This window comes from Pseudoalteromonas sp. SG43-8 (assembly GCF_014164245.1).
Lineage (GTDB): Bacteria > Pseudomonadota > Gammaproteobacteria > Enterobacterales > Alteromonadaceae > Pseudoalteromonas > Pseudoalteromonas distincta.
Window position 1 is genome coordinate 311635 of sequence record NZ_JACJEX010000002.1, and the last position, 15124, is coordinate 326758.

Annotated in this window: 16 protein-coding genes; 9 read left to right on the plus strand and 7 right to left on the minus strand. The window is 37.6% G+C overall.

All coding sequences use genetic code 11. The annotated features are described in order from the left end of the window. The first annotated feature begins 2 nt into the window (after positions 1-2). The 5 genes from H5122_RS06640 (at position 3) to H5122_RS06660 (ending at position 3977) form a co-directional block, all read left to right on the plus strand. The gene (locus H5122_RS06640; RefSeq protein WP_182681735.1) at positions 3-836 is read left to right on the plus strand and encodes a hypothetical protein; all 834 of its coding nucleotides are present in this window, start codon (positions 3-5) and stop codon (positions 834-836) included. Next, complete coding sequence (locus H5122_RS06645; protein ID WP_182681736.1) at positions 833-1567, plus strand: hypothetical protein; 735 nt, start codon at positions 833-835, stop codon at positions 1565-1567. Before H5122_RS06640 ends, H5122_RS06645 begins: the two co-directional genes overlap by 4 nt. Positions 1568-1672: 105 nt before the next feature. Beyond that, positions 1673-1873 (plus strand): hypothetical protein, encoded by a 201-nt coding sequence (locus tag H5122_RS06650; RefSeq protein ID WP_006794791.1) that lies wholly within the window; start codon positions 1673-1675, stop codon positions 1871-1873. Between the two features lie 446 nt (positions 1874-2319). Further along, the gene (locus tag H5122_RS06655) at positions 2320-2604 is read left to right on the plus strand and encodes an addiction module antidote protein (RefSeq protein WP_007579952.1); all 285 of its coding nucleotides are present in this window, start codon (positions 2320-2322) and stop codon (positions 2602-2604) included. A gap of 821 nt (positions 2605-3425) precedes the next feature. Continuing rightward, a complete protein-coding gene (locus H5122_RS06660) occupies positions 3426-3977 on the plus strand; it encodes a sce7726 family protein (RefSeq protein ID WP_182681737.1) in 552 nt (183 codons plus the stop codon). Here the strand turns inward: H5122_RS06660 and H5122_RS06665 are convergent, their stop codons facing one another. The 3 genes from H5122_RS06665 to H5122_RS06675 are packed head-to-tail and all read right to left on the minus strand — an operon-like array spanning position 3978 to position 6551. Next, entirely contained in the window at positions 3978-5027 is a 1050-nt protein-coding gene (locus H5122_RS06665) for a beta family protein (RefSeq protein WP_182681738.1), read from the minus strand. Further along, the gene (locus H5122_RS06670; RefSeq protein ID WP_182681739.1) at positions 5020-5871 is read right to left on the minus strand and encodes an ImmA/IrrE family metallo-endopeptidase; all 852 of its coding nucleotides are present in this window, start codon (positions 5869-5871) and stop codon (positions 5020-5022) included. Before H5122_RS06670 ends, H5122_RS06665 begins: the two co-directional genes overlap by 8 nt. After that, positions 5868-6551 carry a GNAT family N-acetyltransferase gene (locus H5122_RS06675; protein ID WP_182681740.1) on the minus strand — a complete coding sequence of 228 codons (684 nt, stop codon included), beginning with the start codon at positions 6549-6551 and terminating at the stop codon, positions 5868-5870. Before H5122_RS06675 ends, H5122_RS06670 begins: the two co-directional genes overlap by 4 nt. A 964-nt stretch (positions 6552-7515) precedes the next feature. Between H5122_RS06675 and H5122_RS06680 the strand changes: the two genes are divergently transcribed. The 3 genes from H5122_RS06680 to H5122_RS06690 all read left to right on the plus strand — a co-directional run bounded on the left by H5122_RS06680 (position 7516) and on the right by H5122_RS06690 (position 10165). After that, positions 7516-8538: a hypothetical protein gene (locus tag H5122_RS06680; protein WP_182672932.1), complete on the plus strand. Its 1023-nt coding sequence runs from the start codon at positions 7516-7518 to the stop codon at positions 8536-8538. After that, the gene (locus H5122_RS06685; protein ID WP_310735956.1) at positions 8535-8885 is read left to right on the plus strand and encodes a hypothetical protein; all 351 of its coding nucleotides are present in this window, start codon (positions 8535-8537) and stop codon (positions 8883-8885) included. Before H5122_RS06680 ends, H5122_RS06685 begins: the two co-directional genes overlap by 4 nt. Before the next feature lie 305 nt (positions 8886-9190). Continuing rightward, on the plus strand, positions 9191-10165 hold the full coding sequence (locus tag H5122_RS06690; protein ID WP_182681741.1) for a transposase: 975 nt from the start codon (positions 9191-9193) through the stop codon (positions 10163-10165). 729 nt (positions 10166-10894) lie between these two features. On the opposite strand, the gene H5122_RS06695 is transcribed toward H5122_RS06690, so the two are convergent. From H5122_RS06695 to H5122_RS06710, 4 genes are all read right to left on the minus strand, one after another. After that, positions 10895-12043, minus strand: coding sequence for a hypothetical protein (locus tag H5122_RS06695; protein WP_182681742.1), 1149 nt, complete (start codon positions 12041-12043; stop codon positions 10895-10897). 280 nt (positions 12044-12323) lie between these two features. Then, on the minus strand, positions 12324-12632 hold the full coding sequence (locus H5122_RS06700; RefSeq protein WP_182681743.1) for a hypothetical protein: 309 nt from the start codon (positions 12630-12632) through the stop codon (positions 12324-12326). 384 nt (positions 12633-13016) lie between these two features. Then, positions 13017-13262: a DUF4235 domain-containing protein gene (locus H5122_RS06705; RefSeq protein ID WP_002958040.1), complete on the minus strand. Its 246-nt coding sequence runs from the start codon at positions 13260-13262 to the stop codon at positions 13017-13019. 271 nt (positions 13263-13533) lie between these two features. Beyond that, positions 13534-13917 (minus strand): hypothetical protein, encoded by a 384-nt coding sequence (locus tag H5122_RS06710; RefSeq protein ID WP_182681744.1) that lies wholly within the window; start codon positions 13915-13917, stop codon positions 13534-13536. 463 nt (positions 13918-14380) lie between these two features. On the opposite strand from H5122_RS06710, the gene H5122_RS06715 reads away from it, so the two are divergent. Then, the gene (locus tag H5122_RS06715; protein WP_182681745.1) at positions 14381-14875 is read left to right on the plus strand and encodes a hypothetical protein; all 495 of its coding nucleotides are present in this window, start codon (positions 14381-14383) and stop codon (positions 14873-14875) included. Positions 14876-15124 lie beyond the last annotated feature (249 nt).

The window sequence follows — 15124 nt, forward strand, 5'->3', positions numbered from 1 at the left end:
TGGTGAGCCATCAAATTATTTGTATTCAAGTTAGTGAGCTTAATAAAAGTAGCCTCTATATGCACCATCGACTAACAACGCCTAGTTTTTGTTTAATTGAATATAGTGATGATTTAATGGCTCAAATCGAACGCGCGCGGCAGGTACTTTTGAGCAATGAGCTAGAAGAAGTGGTATTAAAAGTAACGGGTATTAATTGGTTTTTTGAACTTACAAAAAGGTATGGGCACAACACAGTATCGTACTTACATGTAACACCCTACAAGATTGCTTTTTCAGGGTTAGTGCCACCTAATAAAGAGCCTTACTTTACCACTCCTTATATAGCTACAACTGACATCTTAATAGACGGTTGTACTCTTAAAAAGGTCGAGCTAGATAAAAGGCGCTATACGTTGGCTTTATCTATGGTTAAAGAGCTTGAAGTAAAGGAAGTTGAACTCGAAGAATTATCTAATTTAATTTGGCGTTTAGACGAAGTAGGGAACTCAATACACGCACTGGATAATGATTGTATAAATAGTTTATCCGCCGGTTGTGATTCCACTTTGCTAAGTATTAACGAGGAGATTAATCATTTAGAAGCAAGGCTGGAAAAGCTAGAACTTTATATAGAGCAACTTCTAAGGCGGTTAGTAAAGCGCTTGTTTGGTATCGATTACGGTGATTGGTTAACACATATTAGTGCTGGGACAGAGAATAAAGTCAGCTTACGTTTTGAGCATTGTAGTTATCATAATAAGGTAATTACATTTAGTGGTGTGGGTATTACTAAGGCAGGTAAAGTGGGTAAACGCTATCAATCAATTAGTGTTGATATTAGGAAAGAGGGATGAATATCCAATCCTTGATTTCAAAGCTAAAGCAAGCCAAAAAGCGCAGAGTTATATTCGATTACCATCGCTCACCGAAAAATGGGGTTGATATAAGTACCGAAGACTGGATATGGATAGCCCCTTTTTTGTATGGACTGTTTAAAGAGCTTAAATCAATGAAGTACACCATTACGATAACATGGTGGGGAGAGATTTTTGTTATTTACAAAGATGCTGATACTGCATTTGAATTGACTTTAAATTATCAATCCTCCGTTCCCTATACTTATGAGTTCACGCAGCGATTACGAGATAAGACTCATGTAATACATACGATTTCAAATAGACAGACTGCTTTAAGTTTGGGGCTGAAAGCCTATCGTACGGGAACCAAATGGTTCTATATCCCTTTAAGGGAATCCACAGTTACGCCAGCTAGTGCAGCATGTAATATTAACGAAGTGATGCAAGCTCGACTAAAAGAATACAGTTTTGCTGGCTGGTCAGTAAAACCCGATATAGCGACGTCAGATGACATTGCAGCTGTTATTCATTATGGAGCAGCCTTATTTGGCTTAGGCTCCAGATTTGATTACATCTCTAAGAAGCTTCTTGAATTAATAATTTACCAAGACATTGAGTTAACCAATAATGCTATATACATAAAACGTAGCCCATATCTAAACGGCTATGAGTTTTATCTAGATATTAAACACTTCTCTTTTATAAAAAAGTATTTACCCCCTCAATAACTTCATCCCTAAAAAGCATACTAGATATTTTAAATTTAAGTTCTACACTTTTAAATAAGCTTATTTGAAGTGACTTTGTATATATTAAAATTAAGGATATTTAAGATGGATCTATATTATGTAAACAATAACTCGCAGACTACTGGTGAACATGAAGTACATAAAAATGGCTGTAACTTTATGCCTTCAAATAAAGCAGAGCTAGGTATGCACAGCACATGCTCTTCGGCAGTACAAAAAGCAAAGAATATTTATCCTAATGTGGATGGGTGCAAGTTTTGCATTCCTAATTGCCACACTAGATAATTGTTCCTTAAATGGGTAATAAAGGTGCTTTTTCGCAAACTTATTTATTTTTTTTGCTGTCCGCCAGCCCAATAAAAATGGAGGGGGTATTCGCAAACTTATTTATCGTAAACAAGAGACTAATTTTTTGACCTTTAATGGGTAGTAAGTTCCATTATAGTTTGGGGATTTATCAAAATTATAAAAGCCGTTGCAGCAATGCAACGGCTTTTTTGTGTGTGGTGATTCGCCATAAATAATATGGGCGTAGGTTGGGAAGAGTGAAACGAAACCCAACAAATCACAAATATACTTACTCGCTCACAACCCAAGAGTATGTGTTATTTATTGTAGGCGCTTAGCTTGCTGACGTGCTGGCGGCAGCTTTAAAGCTATAAATAACATTGTGCGCCTGTAGCTTTTAGGCTACATTAATTTAGCAAGTTGAATAAATTAGAGTAATTATTATGGCGCTACAAACATCAGATTTTAACCCGTTTGACTATATGGAAACACAGCAAGAAATTAATACATTTTTAGAAGAGTGTTTAGCTGATGACGATCCAAATACCTTTATTGAAGCACTTGGCTTATTAGTTAAAAAACATGGCGTGAGTGATATTGCTAAAGCAACGGGATTAAACCGTGAAAGCTTATATAAGGCCGTTAACGGTAAAACCAAGCCACGTTGGGAAACTATTTTTAAAGTTATGAAAGCACTTAACTTTCGCCTTACAACACAAGTTGCATAGGTTAGGCAAAGTGCAACGAAACCCGACGAATCACAAATATACTTACTCGCTTAAAAGCCAAGAGTATGTGTTATTTGTTGTAGACGTTTAGCTTGCTGACGCGCGGGCGATAGCCCGAATAAGTATCTAAATAGGTGCTTAGAATTTCTATTACAGATAACGCGAATACGTTTGGCACTTTCTAATGATTAGAAACCTTATTCAAGGTTTTGTCGCGCTGGCGACAGCAGCCAAAGAGGGGCTATAGATTTTCAAATTTTACTCTGCTGCAAGTAATTCATCCTTGAAGCTGGGTTACTGTCGGCATCCATGCCTTCACTTCCTCATACTGCGAAGCTGCGCTTCGGTTATTCGTCACCTCTCAGCGCACCCGAACATCACGCTATTTCCTTCAAAACCACAATTGATGTGAACGTAAACGCCATGAAAGCACATCCATGTGCAAGCATGGCTTTCATTTCATCCATGAAATGCATTACTCATTAATTGCTTATTTTCAGGGCGTGATGACGGGGAAGGGTGTTAAACGTGAGGTTGGTGTTTGGTCTTGGCAAGAAACAAGACCTGACCCTCTGCATTTGTTAGCCGTTATTTTTAATGTTCAACATTATTCTGCTATATCTCAAACGGTATGTAGGCTAAATAAGTTAATAATTAAAGATGACAAGGTCAAATTACAATACGAAAATTTGAGAGGTAGTTTGATGCATGAAGTCAAGGTTTGACATCATTGGTGCTCAAAGACTCAATTATAAGACTGAAATTTTGATTTATAAGTACTAGAATATATAATACACGTTTTCTAATTCACTAGGTTTGCTATGTATTTGAATGATATAAATATTCGACCTCGATTGATTGAGTTTTTAAACTCTAAAGCTCTAAAACCTAGGCGTATTTTAGAGGAACTGCATGTCCATAGGGGGAACGCTATAGCTGATGTTGTCACTGTTCATTCTGAAGCTCATTGCTACGAGATTAAAGGTGATAAAGACAAAATTGAACGCTTAGCTAGGCAGGGTGAATACTACAATAAGGTGTTTAGAAAGATATCTTTGGTAACCACCGAGCGTAAACTGCAAGAAGCCATTAAGAAATCACCGATTTTTTGGGGGATTATTGTTGCCTACGACTCACAGGGCCAAGTGAAATTTAGACATGTACGTAAGACCAGTAGTAATCCCTATTTTGATAAGGAATTAGCACTTGCTACATTGTGGAAAAGTGAGCTGACAAACTTAAACGATGAATTCAAGTTAGCAATTCCGAGTAAGAAGAACAAAAGAGATTTTGCTACGGAGCTATCCGATAAAATGAATAAAATTCAAATTAACCGCTCTATAGCAAACCTTCTTGCGACTAGAACCGCCTAATCAATAGTCACAGATCATGAATGTCATATGGGCGTTGATTAGATATTTTCCAATTGAATGGGGTAGTGCATCAGTTCCGATACCTTTTGATTTCTCATATAGGTACTTATCGCCGACGGAATAATTTGTGTTCCGGTAAAAGTGATAACTCACTAACTTCACGCACATATCGTCATATTGTTTTGCTCCTCTAGAGTGGGTTTCAATCGCTCCTCCCCTCAAGAAGTGCTGCTCATGGTCATATGAATAGATAATTTTGGGAGTCATTATCTTTCTCAGAGCTGCTTGTGGGATATTTGCATCTGAATAGTTCGGAGATATGACAGTATAATCTCCGAATTCGATCTGTGCCTCTAGCTCCTTAGCTACAGATTCATGTATCTTGCATTCTGTGCGAGAGACTGTTACTTCTGTTGAAACTGGCAGGATGTCCGCAATCGAAGCAGGAATTGAAGAGCCAGCTATTATGATTTTTTCAAAAGTATACTCTTCAGTAATGGACTTGATAAACTGAATGATTTTATTAGATAAATCGCTCACATCAGCATCGGCACAAAGCCTACAATCCAGAATCAGGTGAAGCTTAGTGTACTTGTCTTCCGCTAGTTCAATTAGGTCTGTGAATTCATCTTCTATTAGCGTGTAGCTAACAAAGTCTTCTTGGTTCAAGCGAATGGCCAGCGTATCACTAATAATTAGTGGGCTGACGATAGAGTTGATTCTCTGGGGGGTACGGTCGAGACCTACAACAGGGATATAGTTGATATCTTTGAATGTATCAATTAAGAAGTTATAAACTATATCTCCATTGATTAATATAGAGTCGTCTATATCGTAGTCATCAATATAAAAACTATTCGCCTTTTTGAAGTTTAGCTCATACTTTCTAACACCTCTTGTTATGGTATTTTCAACGTCGGTGTTAGTGATATCTTGCTTAGTCGCTAAGTCAAAAAATGGAGTGATTGAAGAGAGTTCATCATCTTCTAGTGCTTTCAAAGCACCAATTTCAGCCACTTTAAACTTAAGAAATGGAGTGTATTTATTCATGAAATAGGATCTTCCTTGTATCAAATTTATTAGTTAAAGAGTTGAATGTTCGATAGTCACCCCTTTCTTTTTGAATGCGACCAGCTACTATCGCTGGGTGTATTCCATGTTGTTTTGAGAAAGCTATTAAGGATGCTTCCTTCAGGTCACGCCTTGCGTGGCATGTTCTCCAGATATGTCTTGGAATTAGAGAGTCACCAGCAATCTTATCGGCTTCTAATTCGACTATATCTTCACTAATCGAATCTAGGTCATCAATAATGTAGTTATCCAATTGTTCATAGTGCAATGCTACATGCGCTAGCTCATGCATCAACGTAAACCAAAAGTTATCCAACCTCTTATATCTAAGACTCATTGCTACAACAGGATGCCCTGTTTTTAATTTGAATACAGCCCCATCAGTTTTTAGTCCGTCTACTGATGGCTCCGCGATAAAAATTACGCCCCTCTCAGCCAAGTCGAACTCTATGTTTTTCAGATACTTTGGTTCTAAATTGCCTTTTGCAAACTCTGTAAGGTCTTGCTTTGTTAAGCCTTCAAACTTCGGTATCTCATTCATAGCAAGTGAGAGGTGAGCTAAATTTTTGACACGAGAAAGCCAGTAATTAACTAAAGCAGTATTAGTGTTTTCTTGTTGCCTGAATAAAGGTGCGCATGATTTTCTTGAGTGGACTTCTCTGAGTAAATTTAATTTTACTGTATCAGGGTCGGTTTTCAGCTTGTCAGGTAAGCTTTCGAATTGAGCTTGGCTTTCTATGAATGACTCAAAGATATCTCTTGATGTACTAGAATTACCAGCGTCGCCATTAACTATTAGCGAATCAAATTTGGATGTAGTCATGCTATTTCTCCCAAAAACTGTTGCTTGGGTTTTTCTAGCATCTCGAAGTACGCCAGACTATCTTTATCTAAGCTATTCACACGAATCATTCCTATTTTTGAATAGAAACCTTCAGCTTTTGGTAAGGAGTGCAGTGAAAAGCCTTTCTGCATACCAAGATCATTTTCTGCATGCATAATTACAGTTTTCAATAATAAGGAGCCTAGGCCTTTAAAAGATTGTTCTTGCAGAGGGTTCGGTCTATTCCATGGGGCAACGGCAAGAAATTCTATATAAAAAATATCATCATCGGACTGGGATGATTTTTTAGGGTGATAGATTAAGCATGACGCTTGAGGCTTTCCATCTGCCATCAAGAAAAACCAATTATATTGGTCTGAGTGATAAAGTTTGTGTTTTGTTAACCATTGCCAGTGAAAGTCTTCTAGATGACAATCATCGAGTAATTGTTGTTGAATCGATTCATCTGCTCTTTTGATGAACTCAAGGATTTGGTATGAAAACGCCCCCCACTGAGAATCACATTGCGATGCAGGGCCTAGATCCCAACCATGTACAATATTTGCATCGAACTTATTTCCTTCGCAGTCAGATATTTCACAAGTTTCAATGGATGTTGTACCGTCGAAGCTGGTTCGGCCACTATCCAGCAGCTTTTGTAGTTCTCGTATAGTTTTCATTATCTTACAACTCTACAGTGGGTCTGGTTACATAATAAACTAAACTGCTTAATAGACCTAATATAAAAGGGGTATATTAGATGAAAACCAAAGTAGCCACCCATTAGAAAGTTTCTGTCAAGCAGGCTGCTCTATCTCCTTGACCTTTTTATTCAAAAACCAAGTGCTCTTATTATTTTTAAACTCAATTTAAATATGAATACTTAACTAGTAATGTCGTCGATTGGAGCGAATATTCACCATGGCTTGAATAAAGAGCGCCATATGAGTTTAAGCGTTTTAATTGCGCATCATTGATGATTAATTAAGGCCCTTGGCTTGCCCCACAGTTATCGTTTAGCGCCAGTATCAGCCTAAACTACAAATATCTTGAAATTATACTTTTAATCTCTATTATTGACATCAACAACACCCCTCCCGCTACCCGTAAGCTCAGCGCCCTGCGAGGGGTTAATTATTTCTATAGCATGGTAAAAGGATTTAGCCTTCATGCAGCTCCCCAAAGCCTCATAACATTTGTGCAGCAAGTCGACTTTCTAACAGAACCAAAGGCACTGAATTTTGACTACACATCAGGTATCTAGGTTTTTAATTTATTGCTCATTGATTTAATTACTCTGTCGAGACCACGACGAGTAGAGTTTAAGAATGCGTTTACCATGTGATGAACCGTGGAATAGGGCGTGAGAATACCTTTTTGAGTGATGACGATTTTAAATGTTTTTTATACTGCATTGAACAAGTAAGCCTTTGCTTTAATATTGAAGTGCATTCATATTTTTTAATGACGTGAACAGCTCTCATCTCCTTTGTACAAATTAATATAATTTTTATAGATTGTACTTCTAATTATCCTAGGGTGTTTTATTGATTCATTTTTTAATATATGTAAGCATTGAGATATATGAAAAAACTACATGCTGTAGTATGCTTTCTAGAGTAATTAATAACGCAAGGAGCGAATATGACTGATCAATTCTTAGTACCAAACGACTACGCGATTCATATTGTAGAAAAGCGAATGAGTATCGATGCTTTAATAATCGCACTCTATAACACCCCTTCTGAAAAGACATTCAAACACTTTAAATTTGTAAACTCACATATTGTTGATGGCTATGCAAAGCCAGGTCAGATCGTGTTGATATCGCCAATCAATACAATGGAGTGCACTGAGCTAGAACAGCAATTTCAGGCTTCAGCTCTTGAAGTAGATAAAAAGCTAAGAGAGCTCGATGAGCATGAAAAAGAAATACTTTCTAAGCGTTATGAGCTGCTTAGTAATGTCGCTAAGTATAATGGGTTGTATTTAGGTGTTGCTAACAACTCTTGGAATTCACACGTTGGGCAAGTTAAAGCGATTTTAAAGGAGTTAGAAAAGACATATGTTAATCAATACAATGCGCATGGCAATTTAAATAACCAACAGTTTTTCCATAGGCGCAAACTTCTTTTTACTCGTTTAGATACAGCTCTAAGCCGCTTTGCTCAGCCAGCCTTAGGCGGAAGTTTAGTGGCGGGTGATATAAGACGAAATTTAGGATTAAGCTCTAAAAGCATGATACATCATTGGCAACAACAAGGTGGGATGGCTAAAAGTATTCCTGAATTTGCCCAAAACTATAAAACAGTAGCCAATATGGCCAAAAACCTGAAAAGAGTTGGGTATGTTGGAATTGCGCTGACAGGTGTCGAGGCAAGTGCAAATATTGTAAAAGCATGCACAGAAGGAAATGAGCAAGCTTGTACTAAGGCTAAGTATGTTGAGACAGGTAAAGCGGCAGGAGCAATAGGCGGTGGCATTGTTTCTGGCGGGCTGGCGACTTGGGGAGTTTGTTCTGTAGCTTTTGGTCTACCCTCTGGAGGAACAAGTTTACTATGGTGCGGTATTGTTGTCGGAGGAGGTGGCGGGTATTTAGGTGGAAAATATTTCTCAGAAAAAGGAGATAAATTGGGAGGAGTTTTATATGAGAAGATTGAAAAGTGACTATTGATAGCGAACTTTTTGGCTTGCTTTTATTTGGGATTGGCTTAGGTGTCATTTTTGTCATTATTTTCCCTTTAGCCTTTTATTTAAAAGGGAAAAAGCTCAGAACAGTTGAAGACATTTTAGAGTCAGGAAACCGCTATTATTCTCTAAATATTTTTATGGCGCTTCATGGTTTGCTTCATTATGGCAGTGTATTTTTATTTGATTGGTATGCAAAGCGTTATAATTTATTAAGTGATAGAAACAAGGTGCCAGCTCAAGCCTCGATACTATTTAAAGTGTATTTTGTAATTTTTATGCTTTGCGTACTTTTAATGTTTTTATCTACATTATTTTTTGAATAATGACTTTAGGCGATAGAAAAACCAGAGGGGTCACCCATTAGAAAGTCCCAGTCAAGCAGGCAGCTGTGTTTACTTGAGCTTTTTATTCAAAAACCAAGTGTTCTTATTATTTAAACTCAATTTAAATATGGCTACGCACCTAGCAATGACGTTGAGAGGTTTTTAAACGTGATATTGGAGTTTGGTCGTGGCAAGAAGCCAGTCCTGCCCCTTGTACTTATTATGCGGAAACCAAAGGGGTCAAATCTTGACTTCATACATCAATGGTCTTGATTTATAGTTTATTACTCATTGAGTTTATTATTATGTCTAGACCGTTGCGAATAGATTATGAAAATGCGTTTTATCATGTGATGAATCGCGGCAGAGGGCGTGAAAACACTTTTTTGAGTGATGACGATTTTAAGCACTTTTTATACTGCATTGAACAAGCAAACCTTCGTTTTAATATTGAAGTGCATTCGTATTGTTTAATGACCAATCATTACCACCTACTTATAAAAACCCCTGATGCAAATTTAGGCAGAGCCATGAAGCATATTAATGGCCTTTATACGCAATATTTTAATAGAACACATAATACAGATGGTGCACTGTTTAGAGGTCGCTACAAGGCGGTGCTGGTGGATTCTGATAATTACTTACTACCTGTTAGTCGTCATATACATCGTAACCCAATAGAAACAAGTACACCGTTAGTAGATGAGCTAATTGACTATAAATGGTCTAGCTATTCAGCTTTTATCAAAAAAACAGCAACGCCAAAATGGTTGGTTCGAGACTTTATATTTTCGCTTCAAGGAAAAAATCGTAAATATGCTGCGTACAAACAGTTTGTTGAATATGAAAACAATAAAGAAATAAGTGCTTTTTATGGCGCTAAAAAGTTATTTTCGGTGTTGGGCGGCGATGAATTTATTCAGAATATTAAGGAGTATATCGCAAAATCAGACAACGAAAAAAGCGTTGTTGTTCAGAGGCGTTCAACTGATGATGTTATTGCGTACTTAGCTAAATATTTTTGTATAGATACACATGATATTTTAACGGTTAAAAAAGGGCGCAAAGAGAAAAACTTGCCTCGTATGTTTGCCATAAAATTATGCCAAGATTTAACAAGGCAAAATTTGAAAGCGTTGGCCGTTGCTTTTAATGTTCAACATTATTCTGCCATATCTCAAGCGGTATGCAGGCTAAATAAGTTAATAATTGAAGATGATAAGGTCAACTTACAGTTCGAAAAACTTCGAGATAGTTTGATGTATGAAGTCAAGATTTGACTCCAAGCCTACCGACTCCAAGCCTAGCCTTGCAAACCTTCACAGACCACAAGCCCTTTGACCCTAAACTCACTCAACTTCCTTGGATGAAATATAGAAATATGAAACGATAAACTCAGCTAGAATAGCCAATGATAGAATAAGTAGCAGCAAAAGATCTGGCACTGTAAAAAGAGCAACTACAGGCAAAGCTATACCTAGCCCTAGCGCTGTACCGCAGTGGATTATATATAAGATAAATAGTTTACTTATTCCGTTTTCAGAGGCGATGTTTGTAGGCTTAGTGAATTTAATTTTCCCATAATAAATTAATGTAACTAAGCCTAATATAATAAGCCCTATCATTTTGGCTCGCTAATACTTATAAGATATAGCTCATTTAAATTTTTCTCTTCACAAACTAAGGTCATTGTACGGACTCCACTTGTTAACACGGTAATTAAGGCCGGAAATATCACAAATTTCAGTGTTGTTGTTTCAACTTGGCCGGCTAGCTCGGCTATTAATTCATTGTTTGAGATTGAATACTGCTTTTCCGCTTGCTTTCATTCAACTTTATAAACCTCTAGTAAAATTCGCCTATTATGGGAGCTGATCCTACAAAAGTTCTTATATCTAAACTAACAAAGCTTAGAGCAGAAGAAACCCTATTACTACTTCTTTACAGCTGGTTAAAATAAAAGGCAATGTTATTGCCCTTTTTTACGCGCTTAAATTTGTTTTTATAAACTATAGCGCGACTAAGCTTTGCTCTAGCATTGCCTTTATTTGCTTTACTATTTTAGCTTCTGTTTCAGGTTCGAATTGTTGTATACGTGGGGTGTGAATATGCCCTGTAGGTATACTTGAATTAAGCGCATCGCGCAGGCGAATACTTCGGTACGATATTTCGTTAGACAGGTAACCACCACCGCCGCCATTTACCGCAATACTATTTTTAAGCTCACCGTACGAACCAGCTTTATAGGTTTTTTCAAGCGTGGTGACTTCGTGATTGTCGATAACTTTATAAGGGCCTTTGGCTTGTTGCATGTAAGTTACAGGCAAGCTAAATTTTACGAACTCGTTGCCCGGGAGTGGTCGGCCATTAAGCTTTGGTATTACTGGGCTTGTTTGCGTTCCACCATATACAATATTGGCATTATCGGGGGCGGTTACACTGCGACGTTTACCTGGGAAACGCTCTAAGTCAAATTCTGTTCTGCCCATACTTACGGTTACTACCATGTCTACATTATTAAGTGCGTAGTAGGGGGCAAGTAGTGACTCTATTATGCCTTGATCAAAGTCTTCGTAGCGTACAGGTACCATAACGGTGTTAATTTCTGCGCTGATGCCGTTGTAATTAATAATTTGGCCGTCGAGCAATAACGCCGCAACACCTGAGGGGTTACTTTGGTTTATGTTTCTATCGAGTAAAAAAGGGTCAAAGCCCGTAAGTAATATTTTTTTAGTGCTGCCTGATGAAAAAGCAAGGTCGGTGCGGCCTCTGCTGCCTTCCTCAAGTAGGGTTAGTAAAGTATTTAGTTGAGCCTGCGTAATTGAAAATTTAGGTGAAGTTGTGCGTATTACTTTGCTTGAAAGCAGGCGCGCCCAGTAAAGCTCTCGGTCGTCGTAGTTATTGGTTTTTACTATGCGTTGTTTTGCGTTTTCCCACAGCTCAAAGCTAAAGCTTTGTACTAATGCTTTTGCACTTTTAAAGTTGTTTAATTCTTTAAATTGTTGCTCAAAACTTGATACTTGTGAGGTAAATGCATTTAAAACATTTGGCATTGCCGATTGGGCTTTGTTGATGCGCTGTTCTTCAACAGTTAAAGGATTACTTAAAGCAGCGAATGAAGAGGCAATTAAGCTGGTCGCTAATAATACTTTGATCATAATATTCCTAAGATAAAGCTATTGTTTTATGTGTAATTTACTATCCTACTATTGCTAACTTAGGGCAACCAATTAACGTTGAATCGACTGATATTTGCTTTTGCCGTGCATTAGTATTGTTTAACGGCCAATTAGTATCACCGGCTAATAAAAAATCCCTGAGTCAAAAATTGATCTTTATAGGTTCTACTTTAAGCTCTCATAATAGTAAAAAGCCGTTGCAGTAATGCAGCGGCTTTTTTATGGCGTTAGCCCGAAGTAACCTTTGAACACCTTCGCTTTATTCATCAGGCCCTTTGAGCGTAAATTTTAAATGTTTACGCATATCTTTTAAAATAACGCCTTTTTTAAGCATTGCGCCGCTTAAGCGTTTTTGCCACTTTAATAAGTCAGGCTCTGCGGCCGCTAAGGCTTGCTCGTTTTCAAACTGAAAGCACAGCAGTAGTGTACTTGGAAATAAGTGGTATTCCACATCAAACCAGCATTGCAGCATGCCTGGGAGCTCAGCGCGGCCTTGTTCTTCTAATTTTTCAGCAGTATTAAGTACAAGCGCTTGCTGTTTTATTTGCACTGCAGAGAGTTTTTTCATTATTAAAATCCAAGTTAGCGGCTAAAAAAGGCAGCCGGAATATGGGCATTATACGCAAGCTTGTAGGCAGGCAACAACTTTGAAAGGGAGTTAATGTCCAATAGAGTGTATCTGCTTAAAATAAAGGGTCATGTTGCAAGGTACCTCCAGTTTTTCTATCTATGTAGGTCAGATAAGTGGCGCAGCCGCGCCATCCGACTTTTTAAGTTTCATCACTGAACCCCGATTTGGGTATTAATCCATTTTTTAACTCAATAGTTAAGTAACCTTAACCTAGGCTTTTGCCAAGTTGCTTGCGACAACTCGGGAGTGGTTGTCGCAAGCCGCCTTTAGCGCCTCACCACATTACGCTTAATACTTATAAGAGGTATTAATTGGGTAGGTTTATTTGGAGCGGCGCTTGTCTAGTACGTAGCGTACGGCCATTCTTGCAACACCCGCACCAATACCTGAGACTACAGCCCATGTAACGGCCTCTTTAAGATCTGTTTCTTCGCTTGGTCTATCTTTTGGGGCTGGTTCGTTGGTAACCTTTTCCCACGATTTTTGTAAAGTTTTCCTTGTTAACATACCTGCAGATGCAGCGGCGAGACCTATACCTATTGTCGTAATTAGCTGTTTATTACTCATATTATCCTCGATTATTTAGTTGTAAATTGAGTTATTAATAGGTAACTCTTTAAGTAAGAACAGTAGTAACAGCAATTTATATACCGATAGGCTTAAAATAGGTATTACGAGAAACACAAAGCATTTATATCTACCCGCAATAATACTAATCAATTTGAAGCATGAGCCTGATGCTAACTTAGTTGAGGGTTGGTGGTTGCAGAGCAACCAATACCGTGGCATTAGTTAGAATATTAGGTTAAAGATTACTCTACTGTTGTTGGGGTATTTCTTAAGTTAATAACTCAGTACCTAGTAAGGCGTCAATATAGGCGAGCTCTTCGCTAAAAATGCCATTCAAAAAAGCGTTTTGCTCAATTATTATAGTGTCATTAGGTTGGGCTTTGTATTCTTGTTGGCATCTTGTAAGCTCGCTGGCTAGCCATTGGCAGGCTTTGCCAGCAGTGCTTATCGCTGTTTTTAAAAATGATGACCATTTTATTTTTTGTAAATTAAAGCGATAAAGTATAACTGCAATAGCCCCATAAGCTTGTTGCTCAAGCGAAGGTACATCTTCACTATTTACTGAAAGGTGACTTAATAGCTTGGTATTAATTAGCGATTGTTGAAGTGCAGCTTGCTGTGATTGACTTAAAAAGTTGTTTTCGTAATCCATGGGCAGCCTATATCTGCTAATAGCAGGGCAATATAAAAAGGAGATTTAGCACAGTATTTTACGATTCATGCGCACCTAAAAATGAGCAGTAGTGATAACAAAATTAGGCTGACTCTTTACTGAATTAATAAAACTCAATTGTAACTGGGTAGGGAGCTTGAAGAGCATAAGCGTCTTTTTTAACCTTTAAAGCGTATGAAAAATAATGCTCTTTTGGCGTTTTTAATTTTATTGGTAAGCATGGTAATAACCATAAACAAGAGAGTAATAAAAACCACCCTTTATTTCGTAAGGCGTTTTTTTGTAGATAGGAGTTTTTTACAAAATTTGGCAATTTTTACTCTAACAATGAAAGGGTTAGTTGATGATTTTGTTTTATCTCATTGATTTTAAATAATAAATTTATTGGTTTGGGTTTTGCTTAGTAGTAAGTGTATTTTCTTAAATAAATAAAGGAGTTATTATGAGTACCGTTATTACTGGGTTATTCGAAAGTGCATCACAAGCAACACTCGCAATTTATAGATTAGAAGCTTTAGATATTAATGAAGCTAACATAAGCATTGTAGCCAATGACTCATACGCAAAGGAAGATTTTGCTGTAGACGAAGGTACAAAAGCTGCTGAAGGTGGCCTTGTAGGCGCGGCTTCAGGTGGTATTCTTGCTGCAATTATTGGCGGTTTTACTGCAGTGGGTACTGTGGCAACAGGTGGTACGGGCTTATTAGTTGCCGGACCATTAGTCGCAGCATTTGCAGCTGGTGGCGCAGGCGCCGCAGTAGGTGGTACTTTAGGTGCTGCAATTGGTGCGTTTATCCCTGAGCACGAAATTAAATATTATGAAGATGCCATTGAAAAGGGCTCTATATTAATTGGTGTTAAGTACGATAGTGACAATAAAAACGCTATTGAAGAAATACTTAACAATGCAGGCGCAAGTAACGTTTCTACGGCTTAACGCTAACTAATTAATTTCAAAATTAACTATAAAGGTGAAACTTAGTTTCACCTTTTTTTTCGTTTTTTTAACTTGGCTTGTCTTTTTGAGCTGGATCGTTGGTGATCTCCTTTTATGAGTTTTGTAAAGTTGCCATTTTGTTTGTAAATATGCCTTGGTTTTTGCTCAATCTTTGGCTGATAGTCAGTTTTGTTAGTTAATTAGCTACTTATTTAAGTTTAATAAAAACTATAAATTTACTTTTTAATC